Below are 13,140 nucleotides of genomic sequence, written 5' to 3'. Positions count from 1 at the left end.
ACCCTGCGTCATGACAACGCCCGGCTCCGGCGTGGTGTTTGAGGAAGCTTTTTTATGCAACTAGTCCTCTCTCTGCTCCAGCAGATGAGTGTCAGCCTGGTCATCGCCTACCTTTTTTCCAAAAGCCCCCTGTTGCGTCCCCTGGCCAACTACTCCGTCAGGCTGCCCCACAAGGTGCTCATCTATGTCATCTTCTCCTGCTTTTGCATCCTGGGAACCTATGTAGGCCTCGACATCGATGACGCCATCGCCAACACCCGGGCGGTCGGTGCCGTACTGGGGGGACTGCTGGGTGGCCCTCTGGTTGGATTCCTGGTGGGGCTGACCGGCGGCCTGCACCGCTATACCCTGGGGGGGTTCACCGATCTCGCCTGCGCCATCTCCACCACCTGCGAAGGCTTGCTGGGGGGGCTGGTGCACTGGCGGCTGATGCGGGCAGGCAGGGTCAATGACCTCTTTGCGCCCAGGGTCGCCTTCTTTACCACCTTCGTGGCCGAGATCATGCAGATGGTGATCATCCTGCTGGTCGCCACCCCCTTCGACAAGTCCCTGCTACTGGTGCGCACCATCGCCACCCCCATGATCCTCGCCAACTCCTGCGGGGCGGCACTCTTCATCAGCATGATCCGCGACCAGCAGCGGATGTACGAAAAGTTCTCCCGGGTCTTCTCCGCCAAAGCGCTCACCATCGCCAACCGTACCGTCGGCATCATGAGCCAGGGGTTCACTCCGGAGGCCAGCGGCAAGATAGCCCATATCGTTCAGGAAGAGACCGGCGTCGGCGCCGTCGCCATCACGGACACCGACAAGATCCTCGCCTTCATCGGCACCGGAGAAGATCACCACAAGCCGGGCACCCCCATCACCTCGGCGATCACCCTGCAAGCCATCGCCCAGAACAAGGTGCTGTTCGCCGATGGCAACAGCCAGCCCTATCGTTGCAGCATCTCCCCCCAGTGCCAGCTCGGCTCCGTGCTGGTGATCCCCCTGCAGGGTGACGAGGGGGTGATCGGCACCATCAAACTCTATGAGCCCAAGAAGCGGCTCTTCCTCAAGATCAATCACACCCTGGGAGAAGGGATCGCCAACCTGTTGTCCCAGCAACTGCTGGCAGGCCGCCTGGAGCAGCAGCAGCGCCTGCTGGTGCAATCCGAGCTCAAGCTGGTGCAGGCACAGATAAACCCCCACTTCCTGTTCAACACCCTCAACACCATCAGCGCCATTACCCGCCGCGATCCGGGACGGGCACGGGAACTGCTGCTGCACCTCTCCCGCTTCTTTCGCAACAACCTCAAGCGCCAGAGCGGCCTGACCACGCTGCGTGAGGAGCAGGAGCACTGCCTCTCCTACCTGGAGATAGAGCAGGCCCGCTTTGGCGAGCGGCTCACCGTCATCAACGAGATCCCGCCCCACCTTGCCGAGGTGCAACTGCCGAGCTTCACCCTGCAGCCCCTCATCGAGAATGCCATCAAGCACGGCATCTGCTCCCTGCTGGGAGAGGGGCGACTTCGCCTCTTCGCGAGGGAGACCCCCGAGGTGATCACCCTTTGCGTCGAAGACAATGCCGGGGCCTGGCAACCATCCGGCCAGGGGGATGGTCTGGGGATGAGCCTGGTGGACAAGCGCCTCAAGAGCGCCTTTGGCGAGCGCTATGGCATTGACGTCCAATGGGAGCCAGAGCAATGGACCCGGGTCTCCCTGACGCTCCCACGACAACCCCGCACCACCGCCAAGGAGATGACATGATCCGCACTCTGATCGTCGATGACGAGCCCTATGCCCGCGAGGAGCTGGCAGAGCTGCTGGCCAGCGATCCCGACATCGAGATCCTGGGCATGGCGGGCAACGCCATCGAGGCGCTCGGCCTCATCCAGCAACTCAAGCCGGATGTGGTGTTTCTCGATATCCAGATGCCCAAGCTCAGCGGCATGGAGCTGGTGGCCATGCTCGATCCCCTGCCCCGCATCGTCTTTGTCACCGCCTTTGACGAGTACGCCATCCAGGCGTTCGAGGAGAACGCCTTCGATTACCTGCTCAAGCCGGTGGAGCCTGCGCGCCTCGCCAAGACCCTGGCGCGGCTCAGGCAGGACATCACCCCGCAACCGGTCGGGACCCTGGCCCCGACCATCCACCATATCCCCGGATACCTGCACAACCGGGTACGGCTGCTCCCAGCCTCCCAGGTGGAGTACGCCTTCTCCGATCTCGGCGGCGTCCATGTCGCCTGCCAGGGCGAGCTGTTTCACAACCCAGCTCACCCTCAAGTCCCTGGGAGGAGAAGACCCCGCTGCTGCGCTGGTCACCGCCAGTATCTGGTGGCCCCGGCCGCCATCTTCGAAATCCGGTTGCTGGAGAATCATGCTGGCGGAGATCGTGACCCCGAGCGGGGCCCGGGTACCGGTCAGGCCGCCGCTACCTCAAGGGAGCTCAAAGACGAGCTGGGACTGGAATAAAACGGTGCGCGATGTGCGCCGGATCACAGTGGGCAAACCGCTCGGGTCGCCATGTCGCCGCTCACCCTCTTTCACCTGCCGTTAACAGAAGTCCCCCCCTACACTGGCTGCGCACACCAAAAAATAACAAAGCAGGAGCGTAGCAATGATCTGGTTCTTCCTCTGTGTCGGCTTGTTGATAGCCGGCTACTTCATATACGGCAAATTCATCGAACGGATATTCGGGCCCAAACCCGAGTTGAAGACCCCCGCCATCACCATGGCGGACGGGGTGGACTATGTCCCCATGTCGGACAAGAAGGTCTACCTGGTTCAACTGCTCAACATCGCCGGCGTCGGCCCCATCTTCGGCCCCATCCTGGGTGCCCTCTATGGTCCGGTCGCCATGCTCTGGATCGTCTTTGGCTGCATCTTCGCCGGTGCGGTCCACGACTACTTCTCCGGCATGCTGTCGGTACGCGCCAGGGGCGCCTCGGTGCCGACCGTGGTCGGTGAGCACCTCGGCACCGCCGCCAAGCACTTCATGAACCTCTTTGCCGTGGTGCTCCTGAAGCTGGTGGGCGTGGTCTTCGTCCTGAGCCCGGCGGGCCTGCTCGCCAACCTCACCTCCACCGATCTGGTCTACTGGATTGCGGCCATCTTCGCCTACTACATCCTCGCGACCATCGTCCCCATCGACAAGATCATCGGCCGCTTCTACCCCATCTTCGGTGCGCTGGCTGGTCTTTCATGTCGGTCGGCCTCATCATCGGGCCCTCATCGTCTCCGCAAGGGCTTCTACAACACCGGGATGGACTTCTCCAAACCTGCACCCGACGACCTGCCCGCTCTGGCCGCTGCTGTTCATCACCATCGCTGTGGTGGCCGTCTCCGGTTTCCACGCCACCCATGTCCCCGCTGATGGCGCGCTGCATGCAGAACGAAGAAGGCTCCGGTCCGCTTCATCTTCTACGGAGCCATGATGGGGGAAGGGATCATCGCCCTCATCTGGTGCACCCTGGGTCTCTCCTTCTACGACAGCACGAGGCACTCAACGCCACCCTGGCCAGCGGGCGGGGCCCTCTGCCGTGGTGCACGAAGTCTCCACAGCCTGCTCGGTACCGTGGGCGGCATCCTGGCGATCCTCGGCGTGGTGATCTGCCCATCACCTCGGTGGACACCGCGGTTTCGCAGCTGCCCCGCCTCAATCGTGGCGGACTTCCTGGCACCTGACCCCAGAAGCCGATGGCCAAGCGTCTGCTCATCGCCATCCCCATGTTCATCCTTGGTTTCATCATCTCCAAGGCCGAGTTCGGGGTGATCTGGCGCTACTTCGGCTGGGCCAACCAGACCACCGCCGTCATCATGCTGTGGGCTGCGGCCGCCTACCTCATCAAGGAAGGCAAGCTGCACTGGGTATGCACCATTCCCGCCATCTTCATGACCGCAGTGGTCATCACCTACCTGGCCAACGCCCCCATCGGTTTCGGCCTCGAGATGAATGTTTCCACCATCATCGGTCTGGTGAGCACCGCCCTCATCACCCTCGCCTTCCTGGTGAAATTCAGGCCCTCCCAACTGAGAGAGGCCAAGGAGAGCTGAGGCGTCAGCTTCTCTTCATGACAAGAGGCCCGGCATTGCTGCCGGGCCTCTGCTTTTTGTGGTCACTCCCTGGCGGGGGGCTCGGCGGGATCGGGCGCCCGGGCCGGCGCCTGATACCACTGCTCCCTGGCCACCAGCACAGCCTGCTCCGGCTGGGCAATGAAGTTGGGGGACATGATCTGCACCCCGAACTCGTTGAAGACATCCTGAATATGGCCATGGAGCTCCGTTTTGACCACCGCAGGGAGTTCGTTCGCCTTCATTCTTACCTGCAACTCGTACTCCACATACCAATCCTGCAGATTCAACTGCCGCACCAGGGGAGCTTCATCCTGATTGAGCCGGGTGCAGCGCCGCGCGGCCAGCTCCAGCATGGCATGTACCTGACGCCAGGGGGTGTCATAACCGATGGTCACCTTGGTCAACAGGGCCACCCCCTTCTCGCCCGCCAGCCGTGTCAGGTTCACCACCTTGCCCCACCACCACCGCATTGGGCAGCGTGACCTCGTGATCCTGTCGCGTCACCAGCTTGGTCGAGAGGGCATTGAGCTCGCTCACCATCCCCTCCACCTCGCCGATCTGCACCAGATCCCCTGGCCGCAGTGCGCGGGAGTAAATGAGCACCAGGCCGCTCATGGCATGGTTCATGATACCGGCCGATCCCAGTGTCACCATCAGACCGAAGAAGACGCTGATCCCCTTGAAGGCATCGGAATCCGCACCCGGCAGATAGGGGTAGGCCACGGTCAGGGCAAACAGCCAGATCACCACTGACAGCAGTCGCCGGGTGGCGCCTATGGTCTCGGCGTGCAAACCCTGCACCCGAAACTGGCCACGCTCGATGCGGTCGAAGAGGATGGCCAGCATCTTGATGAAGAAACGGGTGATGACCACGATAAGCAGCACGGTTACCAGACCGGGCATGGCGGCAATCATGCCCTCCAGCATGTCGCCACACAGGGCAAACAGGGATTCCCCAAGCTGATAGCTCCAGGCCCGGGTCTGGGGGAACAGGCCGAGCACATAGGTCAGCCAGCCATAGGTGAGCATGAAGATGAGCAGCAGCGTGATGAGGCCGAGCAAGCGGACCTCGACATTCCCGGTGACCTGGCGCCAGGAGTGGGGGACCAGCCCCTTCTGCAGCAACAGGCGGTTGGCCAGCCACTTTCTGACTCGCCGATGCCCCCGCTGCAACAGCCAGATGAGGCCGAAGAAGATCAGGCTGACCACCACGCCAAGCCGACGGCTCTGAGCAAATAGGGGGTCGAGTGCAGCTCGAGATACTTGATGCGCACGCCGTCGAGCCGATGCAGGACGCGTTCGGCCGCCTGATCCAGGGTCAGTTCGTCGAATTCATCAAGGTCCCTTCCAGCAACACCAGAATGCGCTTGCCATTGACCAGAAACTCCCGGCTCTCCTGGCCGTGTCGGCTGCCTTTCGTCACGGCCACAGGCGTCATGAGGTCGCTTGGCTCCATCCGCTGAACTCGCTCATGGGCCAGCCGTACCCTGGCCGCCCCATCCAGGTTGCCATATTTAGCCGTCAGCATGACGATGGGTTCATGAAGCAGGACCAGGGTCTGTGCCCGCTCCTGCTCATTGGGCTCCATTCTGGGTTCGGCGGTCCAGCCGAGGCGGGACCACAACAGGCAGATCAGCAACAGGCCAAGCCGCCATCCTTTGCCACTGCACCATTCGTTCATCAGGTTCACCTCTCACCTTGCCGGGCATCCATTGCTGTTTGATTTTATCTAACCAAATCAATTTTGTGTGTTAAATGAGCAACCGATGAACCATGCCTGTACCGCCACACCAACTCTCCGATTGCAGACTTGCACCGACGGCATATGCTGTCATTATTGCCGAAGCCTCGACTCGACAATCGAAGCATTGTTAGCGACTCAGACGGGAGAAATCGATGGTACTTGACTACATTGCCCTGGGGATCCTGGTGTTTGTCGTCTTGGTCATGTTCTATGGCATTATCGTCATTCACGATATTCCATATGAAATTGCCAAGCACCGTAATCACCCCCACCAGGACGCCATTCACGTGGCAGGCTGGGTCAGCCTGTTCACCCTGCACGTGCTCTGGCCCTTCCTCTGGATCTGGGCCACGATTTATCGCCCCGATCGCGGCTGGGGCTTCTCGCAACGCCTACAACATGACGAAACAGAGATCAGCGCACTCAAAGAGGAGCTGGCAGCACTGCAGGCTCGCATGACTACGCTCGAACAGACCGACAAATAGGTAACGCCCCATGGACCTGCTACTTATTCTCACCTATACAGCCCTCTGCATAGGTATTTTCAAGATCTTCAAGATCCCGCTCAACAAGTGGACCGTGCCGACCGCCGTGCTGGGTGGCGTCATCATCATCGGCACACTCATCATGCTGATGAACTACAACCACCCTATTCCGAGCTGGCTCGCAACTATTATGTCTCCACCCCGGGGTCGTGCCCCTGGTCGAGAGGGGGCGTGTCACCGACGTCCCCGGTCGAAGCCCAACCAGCCGGGTCAAGAAAAGGGGATGTGCTGTTTCGCATCGACGCTGAGCCCTTCCAGGAGAAAGGGGACGGCCAGGCCTGAGGCGCGCCTCGCCTCCCAACCCGATTTTCTGAAGGCTCCTGGACGCCCGCCTTGCGATCCGGCTCAGCGATCTGGACAGGGATCGCGGCCCAGGAGGCTGAGGCGACGGGGCTCGGCCAACAGCGCGACGCTCGACGTCACCCAGGCGCAACGTGGAGACATCATCGCCCAGATAGATCTGCAAAAAGCGACCGCTCAATGACCTGAGTGCCCAGCTGCGTACAGTCGCCAAGTAACGACCTGGAGCAGACCGTGGGTCTACGCCCCGAGTGAACGGTATGTCGTGCAACTGGCATTGCGCCCGGGCAGGATGCCGCGCCCCTTCAATGTTCCGCCCCCGTGATGACCTTCATTCATGAAGATGCCCAATTCCTATGTCGGCTGGTTCTGGCAGAAACAGCATGCAGCGGCTCAAGCGGGTGACGAGGCCGAAGTCGTGCTCGACGGCATTCCGGGTCGCCATCTTCAAGGCCAAGGTGCAGTCCGTTATCCCGGCCATGGCTCGGGCACAACATCCAGGCACAGGCGGGTGCTTTCGATCAGACTTCGGCCCAGGTACCGGGTCGCCCTACCCATCGTGCTCGAGATCACCGATCCCGAGTGGGCAAACTACCAGGTGATCGCGGGCTCCAGCGGTCAGGCCGCCATCTATACCGAGCACTTCCACCACGTGGCCATCATGCGCAAGATCCTGATGCGCATGGGTAGCTGGCTCAACTACCTGTTACCCTTCCACTGAGGTCCCTGACCTGCACGGGCCGGCATCTTGCCGGCCCGCTTCCTGTCAGCACGCCCCCCTCGCTGCATTTTCCCCGCAAGATCCCTATAATGGCGCCACCTTGCGCCACAGCCGTTCCCCATGTTCGTTCTCAGACCCTATCAGACCGACGCCGGTCCAACGCTCTGGTCATCAGCACTTCGCAAACACACCCGGGATCCCGCCGTGGTGGTACTGCCCACCGGGGCCGGCAAACGAGTCTGGTCGACTCGCCGAACTGGCCCGCAAGGCGCGCGGCCGAGGTGCTGGTGCTGGCCCACGTCAAGGAGCTGGTGGAGCAGAACCACGCCAAGTACGAGGCGTGGGGGCTCAAGGCCGACATCTTCGCCGCCGGGCTGGATCGCAAGAAGGCGAGCGCCCAGGTGGTATTTGGCTCGGTGCAGTCGGTGGCACGCAATCTGGCAGCATTCGACGGGGCGTTTTCGCTGCTCATCATCGACGAGTGCCACCGGGTCTCGCTCGATGACGACAGCCAATACCACCAGGTGATCGAGCATCTCAAGGCCGCCAACCCTGCCCTCAAGATCCTCGGGCTCACCGCCACCCCCTATCGGCTGGGGCTGGGCTGGATCTACCGGCGCCACTACCACGGCATGGTCAAGAGCCACGGCGAGCGGCTCTTTGGTGACTGCGTATTCGAACTGCCCCTGCGCTTCATGGTGAAAAACGGCTCCCTGACCCCGCCGCGCCTGGTGGACGCCCCCATCGTCCACTACGACTTCAGCAAGCTGGTGCCGCGGGAGAACGGCCTGTTCAGCGAGGCGCAGCTCAACGGCGAGATCAAGCGCCAGGAGCGGGTCACCCCCCATATCCTGAGCCAGGTGCTGGAGTATGCCGCCGACCGGCAGGGGGTGATGATCTTCGCCGCCACCGTCGAGCATGCCCGGGAAATTCATGGCCTGCTCGGTGCCAGAGGCCAGCAGGCCGCCCTCGTCACCGGCGAGACGCCGGGACCGGAGCGCGACGCTCTAATCAGTGCCTTCAAGGCGCGCGAGCTCAAGTTTCTGGTCAACGTGGCGGTGCTCACCACCGGTTTTGATGCCCCCCACGTCGACCTTATCGTGATGCTGCGTCCCACCGAATCGGTGGTCGCTCTATCAGCAGAATTGTGGGACGGGGGCCTGCGCCTCTCACCCGGCAAGGAGCGATTGCACTGGGTGCTCCGACTACGGCAGGCAACGAAACTTCAACCTGTTGTGCCCCGAGGGTTTGGGAGGAGCCCAGGCCCCCCATCGCCCGGCACGCGAGCGTTCAGATGTAGCCCTGCCCCGCCTGCGGCTTTAGCCAACACCTTCTGGGGCAAGGACGACGAAGGATGCAAGGTGATCGAGCACTATGCCGCCGCTGTCAGGGACCTGTTTGAAGATGACGAGGGCAACCGCGAGGAGTGCGACTACCGCTTTCGCGCCAAGATCTGCCCCGGATGCGGCGCTGAAAACGACATCGCCGCCCGTCGCTGCCAGAGCTGTGACCAGCTGCTGGTGGATCCTGACGACAAGCTCAAGGAGGCCCTCAATCTCAAGGACTGCATGGTGATCCGCTGCGCCGGTTTGACCCTGAGCCCTGGGCGCGGCAAGCAGGGGGAGCGGCTGGAGGTGACCTACCACGACGAAGATGGCTTGACCCTGACGGAGTACTTCCCCTTTCACTCCCGGGGTGCACAGCGCTTGTTTCAACAACGCTTTGTGCGTCATCATTGGCCCGCCCCTGGCCTGGAGCCCGAATTCACGACCCTGGCGAGCGTGATGCTCGCGGCAGACCAGTTCCGTCACCCGGATTTCGTCATCGCCCGCAAGTCGGGACGCTTCTGGCAGGTGAAGGAAAAAATATTCGATTACGAGGGGGCGTTACCGGACTGCCAACGCCCCCGGCCTGACCCCATGGCAGGCGATACCCCGGCAGTCACCCGGTTTTGATTATCGGGGCGGTATCTGATGCCGCCCTTTCGTTCCAGTTAGAGGATCCTATGCAGCGGCCTGTTGATTGGTTTTTGTGCTCTCTTTTCTCTGGCGGTCCAGGCCGCCCCCCGCTGACCCCGCCCCAAGGGGGGCCAGTACGCCGGTCATCGTACAGGGCAAACAACGGGGTGGAATTTGCCCCGTCATGCCCGATGACATGATAGCCCCCGCCTCCACCAATGAAGGTGCTCCACGCGCTCGCCGCCCCGCCTCGAACTCGGCGCCCGACTTCCGCTTCGCCACCGACATCCAGGCCCAGCCCGGCGCCAAACAGGGCCACCACCATCAACGGCGACATCTGGATCAACTTCGTGGGCGACCCCCCACACTGTCGCGCATGGACTCTGGTGGCCCCTGTTCAAACAAGCTAGGCGCTCACCCCGCATCCAGGGCAACGTCTCTGTCAAACACCGGCGCCTACAACGGCTACGAGCGCGGCAACGGCTGGTCCTGGGGGGATCAGACCCTCTGCTTCGCCGCCCCTGTCTCCTCGGTCATCATCGACAAGAACTGCGCCTACGGCACCATCACCGCCACCCAGATTGGCAAGCCTGCGGTGGGCAACGTGGCCACCGGTGTGCCCATCGGCATCGGCGCCGACAACGTGGAGGTGATGAGCTATGGCGACATGGCGCGCCAGTTCTGCGCCCTGGAGGTGGACATGGCCAAGGGCAACTTCTACGAGCTCAAGGGCTGCATTACCCCGAACAAGGAGCCGCAAGGGCTGCGCTTTGCCATCCACGACGTGGAAGCCTGGGGCTGGGACAACATCCGCTGGGCCATGAACCGCGCCGGCATCAGCCCCGACGGCCTGCTGCGGGTCACCCATCAGGCCCCTGTCGGTGCCGACACCCTGGCCACCCACTACTCGGTCTCCCTGCCGGTGATGCTGTCCAAGATGCTGAAAAAATCTGACAACCTCTACGCCGATACCTTCCTCAACACCGTGGGTCGTCACTACTACAACAAGCCGGGCAGTTATCGCAGCGGCACCATGGCGGTGCGCGCCATCCTGACCAAGCACGGCATTGACCTTGGCAACGCCACCCTGGCTGACGGCTCCGGCCTCTCCGCCCACAATCTCATCAGCGCGCGCCAGATGTTGTCGGTGCTTAACTTCATCCAGAAGAACGATGCCGAGCTCGACTTCATCAAGCTGCTGCCAAGCTCCCAGGTGGACGGCACCCTGGCCTGGCGACGCAGCGTCACCGCTCCCATGATGAAGAACAAGGTGCACGCCAAGACCGGTACCATCACAGGTACGTCGAACCTCGCCGGTTTCATCGACACCGCCGGTGGCCAGCGCAAGGCCTTCGTGATGTTCCAGCGCGGTCTCTCCCAGGATCCGGCGACCCACGAGCGCTACCGCGCCAGCAAGGCGCCCTGGCCCTGGACCGTCTTCGAAAAAGGCGTGCTGGAGAGCATCTACCAGCAGCAACCCATCCAGATCGTCGAGCAGTGATAGACGGGCTGCCTTGCCGGCAAGGCAGCCTCATTCCCCGGCCTTGGGGCGAAACAGGGACGCTGGCGCCGTCATCAGCAGTGGGCGCAATCGGAGATGGCGAACGTAAGCATCGCTATTTTCAGCTTTGACTGACAGGGCGCCAGGGCTATGCTGTGCCCAGCCTCATCTCAATGGCCTTCTTCAACGGCTTGTTTAATGGAGAGAAAAGATGTTTGTAGAGATTTTTGGTCGTCCCGGTTGCCCCTATTGCGTGCGTGCCAAGCAGATTGCCGAGCAACTGACCGAGGAGCGCGATGACTTCGAGTTCCGCTACGTGGATATCAACGTGGCCGGGCTGACCAAGGACGATCTCGCCGCCAAGGCGGGCAAGCCGGTCACCACTGTGCCGCAGATCTTCCTGGATGAGCAGCACATCGGCGTGCTCAACCGATTTTGAGGCCTATGCCAGAGCCAATCTGGGTCTGTAAGCCCCGACACCATGAAAAAGGCGCCTCTGGCGCCTTTTTTCATGTCGCCATGCCTGCCTCAGGACACGGCGTGAAGCGGCTCACCACCTGTCCCTGATGTTCAATCCACTCCATGAACATGGCGACGGGGCGGGCATAGACCTGACCATCCTGTTCGGATTGATAGATCACCAGCTGCTCCTGGGTTTCGGTGTGCAAAGCAGGGCCAGAACCTGGTAATAGCCCCCCTTGAAATGGCGGTAGCGACCGGTGGCGGGTGCCTGCATGAGTGAACCTCGAGAGCGGGAAGATGAGCCCCGTGCCTGCGTGCTCCCCTGGCAGACCCGACGGGTCGGGGCCTTTTTTACCCCAGCCAATCGTGCCAGATGGGGGAGATATTTCAATACACTCATGTTGCATTATGAATCTGCCCCCATCATCTTTCACTGATCTACCAAAGAGAGACAAACGATCATGCTGAATTTAACATTTCAACAACCCTGTTTCGGGGTAAATATCAGGGATTTATTCCATAAATTAGATTGTTCTAGCATTCAATTCTGTGAAGAATAGGGCAAAGAAATTTTGATACTAAAAACAGCTTTTCTGCCAACGCGCCCCACGGGGAAGGAATCACGCTCACCATGTTCACTATCGACAAGTCGCACAAGCTCGACGATGTCTGCTATGACATCCGCGGCCCGGTGCACAAAGAAGCTCGCCGTCTCGAAGACGAAGGTCACCGCATCATCAAGCTCAACATCGGCAATCCGGCCCCGTTTGGCTTCGAAGCACCGGAGGAGATCATCAAGGATGTGATCCTCAACATGCCCCAGAGCCAGGGCTACTGCGACTCCAAGGGGCTCTTCTCCGCCCGCAAGGCGGTGATGCAGTACTACCAGCAAAAAGGGATGCGCAAGGTCGACATCGACGACATCTACATCGGCAACGGTGCGAGCGAGCTCATCGTGAAGGCGATGCAGGCGCTGCTCAACAACGGCGACGAGATGCTGGTGCCCTCCCCCGACTACCCGCTCTGGACCGCGGCCGTCACCCTCTCCGGCGGCCATGCGGTGCACTACCGCTGTGACGAAGGGGCTGACTGGTATCCGGATCTCGACGACATCCGCGCCCGAATCACCCCGCGCACCCGCGGCCTGGTGCTGATCAACCCCAACAACCCGACCGGCGCCGTCTACGGCAGCGAGTTTTTGCTTGAAGTGATCGAGATCGCCCGTCAGCACAACCTCATCATTTTCGCCGACGAAATTTACGACAAGATCCTCTACGACGACATCTCCCACACCAGCGTCTGCACCCTGTGCGACGATGTGATGGTGGTGACCTTCAACGGCCTCTCCAAGGCCTACCGCGCCTGTGGCTTCCGCCAGGGCTGGATGGTCATCACCGGTCCCAAGGGTCGTGCCAAGGGTTATATCGAGGGGCTGGAGATGCTGGCCTCCATGCGGCTGTGTGCCAACGTGCCCATGCAGCACGCCATCCAGACCGCCCTTGGGGGCTACCAGAGCATCAACGAGCTGATCCTGCCGGGGGGCCGCCTGCGTCGCCAGCGGGACAAAGCCTGGGAGCTTTTGAACGAGATCCCTGGGGTCTCCTGCGTCAAGCCCAAGGGGGCGCTCTACATGTTCCCGCGCCTCGACCCCAAGGTGTACGACATTCGCGATGACCAGAAGATGGTGTTCGACCTGCTGCAGCAGGAGAAGCTCCTGCTGGTGCAAGGCACCGGCTTCAACTGGCCGGCACCGGATCACTTCCGCCTGGTGTTCCTGCCCCGGGAAGAGGAGCTGGAAGAGGCCATCGGTCGCCTCGCCCGCTTCCTCAAGGGCTACAAGCAGTAAGCAAGGCT

9 protein-coding genes and 5 pseudogenes are annotated in these 13,140 nt (G+C 61.6%); 10 read left to right on the top strand and 4 right to left on the bottom strand.

All coding sequences use genetic code 11. The annotated features are described in order from the left end of the window. The first annotated feature begins 54 nt into the window (after window positions 1-54). From I6L32_RS14970 to I6L32_RS14960, 3 genes and pseudogenes are all read left to right on the top strand, one after another. Complete coding sequence (locus I6L32_RS14970; protein WP_216944089.1) at window positions 55-1,746, top strand: sensor histidine kinase; 1,692 nt, start codon at window positions 55-57, stop codon at window positions 1,744-1,746. After that, window positions 1,743-2,453: pseudogene (gene btsR / locus I6L32_RS14965) on the top strand (two-component system response regulator BtsR). Before I6L32_RS14970 ends, btsR begins: the two are co-directional and overlap by 4 nt. Window positions 2,454-2,598: 145 nt before the next feature. After that, window positions 2,599-4,034, top strand: a pseudogene (locus I6L32_RS14960) (carbon starvation protein A). A 62-nt stretch (window positions 4,035-4,096) separates the two neighbouring features. On the opposite strand, the gene I6L32_RS23165 reads toward I6L32_RS14960, so the two are convergent. From I6L32_RS23165 to I6L32_RS23155, 3 genes are all read right to left on the bottom strand, one after another. After that, a complete protein-coding gene (locus tag I6L32_RS23165; RefSeq protein ID WP_254203840.1) occupies window positions 4,097-4,501 on the bottom strand; it encodes a mechanosensitive ion channel domain-containing protein in 405 nt (134 codons plus the stop codon). Continuing rightward, complete coding sequence (locus tag I6L32_RS23160; protein WP_254203839.1) at window positions 4,434-5,264, bottom strand: mechanosensitive ion channel domain-containing protein; 831 nt, start codon at window positions 5,262-5,264, stop codon at window positions 4,434-4,436. Before I6L32_RS23160 ends, I6L32_RS23165 begins: the two co-directional genes overlap by 68 nt. A gap of 109 nt (window positions 5,265-5,373) precedes the next feature. After that, a complete protein-coding gene (locus I6L32_RS23155; RefSeq protein ID WP_254203838.1) occupies window positions 5,374-5,736 on the bottom strand; it encodes a hypothetical protein in 363 nt (120 codons plus the stop codon). A 215-nt stretch (window positions 5,737-5,951) separates the two neighbouring features. Here I6L32_RS23155 and I6L32_RS14950 point away from each other — a divergent pair, with 215 nt between their 5' ends. The 6 genes and pseudogenes from I6L32_RS14950 (at window position 5,952) to I6L32_RS14930 (ending at window position 11,294) form a co-directional block, all read left to right on the top strand. Next, window positions 5,952-6,284, top strand: coding sequence for a DUF3302 domain-containing protein (locus I6L32_RS14950; protein ID WP_039038991.1), 333 nt, complete (start codon window positions 5,952-5,954; stop codon window positions 6,282-6,284). A gap of 10 nt (window positions 6,285-6,294) precedes the next feature. Next, window positions 6,295-6,828 carry a hypothetical protein gene (locus I6L32_RS23150; RefSeq protein WP_254203837.1) on the top strand — a complete coding sequence of 178 codons (534 nt, stop codon included), beginning with the start codon at window positions 6,295-6,297 and terminating at the stop codon, window positions 6,826-6,828. A 327-nt stretch (window positions 6,829-7,155) separates the two neighbouring features. Continuing rightward, window positions 7,156-7,365, top strand: coding sequence for a hypothetical protein (locus I6L32_RS23145; protein ID WP_254203836.1), 210 nt, complete (start codon window positions 7,156-7,158; stop codon window positions 7,363-7,365). Window positions 7,366-7,485: 120 nt separating this feature from the next. After that, window positions 7,486-9,339: pseudogene (locus tag I6L32_RS14940) on the top strand (DEAD/DEAH box helicase). 168 nt (window positions 9,340-9,507) lie between these two features. After that, complete coding sequence (gene dacB, locus I6L32_RS14935) at window positions 9,508-10,824, top strand: D-alanyl-D-alanine carboxypeptidase/D-alanyl-D-alanine-endopeptidase (RefSeq protein WP_254203835.1); 1,317 nt, start codon at window positions 9,508-9,510, stop codon at window positions 10,822-10,824. 211 nt (window positions 10,825-11,035) lie between these two features. Then, window positions 11,036-11,294: pseudogene (locus I6L32_RS14930) on the top strand (GrxA family glutaredoxin). Window positions 11,295-11,333: 39 nt separating this feature from the next. Here I6L32_RS14930 and I6L32_RS14925 read toward each other — a convergent pair. Beyond that, window positions 11,334-11,560, bottom strand: a pseudogene (locus tag I6L32_RS14925) (DUF1653 domain-containing protein). Window positions 11,561-11,917: 357 nt separating this feature from the next. Here I6L32_RS14925 and I6L32_RS14920 point away from each other — a divergent pair. Continuing rightward, complete coding sequence (locus I6L32_RS14920) at window positions 11,918-13,132, top strand: pyridoxal phosphate-dependent aminotransferase (protein ID WP_216944088.1); 1,215 nt, start codon at window positions 11,918-11,920, stop codon at window positions 13,130-13,132. Window positions 13,133-13,140: the final 8 nt, after the last annotated feature.

The organism is Aeromonas sp. FDAARGOS 1402, assembly GCF_019046925.1.
Lineage (GTDB): Bacteria > Pseudomonadota > Gammaproteobacteria > Enterobacterales > Aeromonadaceae > Aeromonas > Aeromonas caviae.
This window is presented reverse-complemented; position numbering and strand designations above follow the sequence as displayed.